This window comes from Shewanella sp. SG41-4 (assembly GCF_014164505.1).
Taxonomy (GTDB): domain Bacteria; phylum Pseudomonadota; class Gammaproteobacteria; order Enterobacterales; family Shewanellaceae; genus Shewanella.
Genome location: NZ_JACJFI010000721.1, coordinates 1 through 883 on the forward strand (window position 1 = coordinate 1; position 883 = coordinate 883).

The 883-nt window shown below is 33.7% G+C and carries 1 protein-coding gene; it reads left to right on the forward strand.

Translation table 11 applies throughout. The features are described 5' to 3' along the window. The first annotated feature begins 98 nt into the window (after nucleotides 1-98). Entirely contained in the window at nucleotides 99-386 is a 288-nt protein-coding gene (locus H5202_RS23495) for a DUF406 family protein (RefSeq protein WP_182774116.1), read from the forward strand. Nucleotides 387-883 lie beyond the last annotated feature (497 nt).

Consider the following 883-nt stretch of genomic DNA (forward strand, 5'->3'; position numbering starts at 1 on the left):
ATCAAAAAATTTTTGATAAATGTGAGCATGGCAAATAAAAGCTTGCCAAAACTGCGTTATATTTGCAATTTGACGTTGTTCATATATGGGGTGAGATAATGATTAAGCAAATAAAAAAACAGCAAGGTAATGTGAGTGACAGTTGCACTGAATGTGGCAGTTATGTTGATATTGGTGCTGTTGTGGAAGCAGAGGATACGTTATTGCAGCTTAGTTTTGCAGGGGACAATGCTTTGTTGCAAGCTCAATCTATTCAGCAAATCGCACAAGAGCGTTTTCCAGATACTAAAGCTGACATCATTGATGAAAATAACATTATTTCTTTGAAGCTTGATTTTTCGTTCAGTGTAGAAAAAATGATTTTTCAACTTGAAAATCAACTGTAGATTTATATCGTTTGAAATAGGAATGAACAGAGTTATACAATTGTTGTTAAACACTTTTTATGGGTGTGAATATATCGTGCTTACAATCCAATTAAAGCGTAACAATATATTAGTAAAGGATTGCTGTTTTTGAGTATCGCGTGTAATGTGCTTTACTTATCAAAAGGCATAGTAGCACATGTTAATATAACGTTATTAATGCCTATAACGCGAATTTCGCTCCCTATTTATAGTTGTAACATTGTGCTCAAATTCTGAATATCAGAACTAATAATAACAAATACACAGAGTTAATAATGTATAGACTTAGGGTAATGAAGCCATTTTTCGGGATGTAGATGAATCGGAAAGAGCAGCAGCACTTATTGGAATTAATTGTAAATTCCAGTGCTAAACAACAAGGTGATTTCACAAAAACTGCAGAGTTAGTGTGCCAACTGTTGCGTGAATATTTCGCTGCATCATTTGTATCAGTTTGGACTTTAGGAAGTTCAATC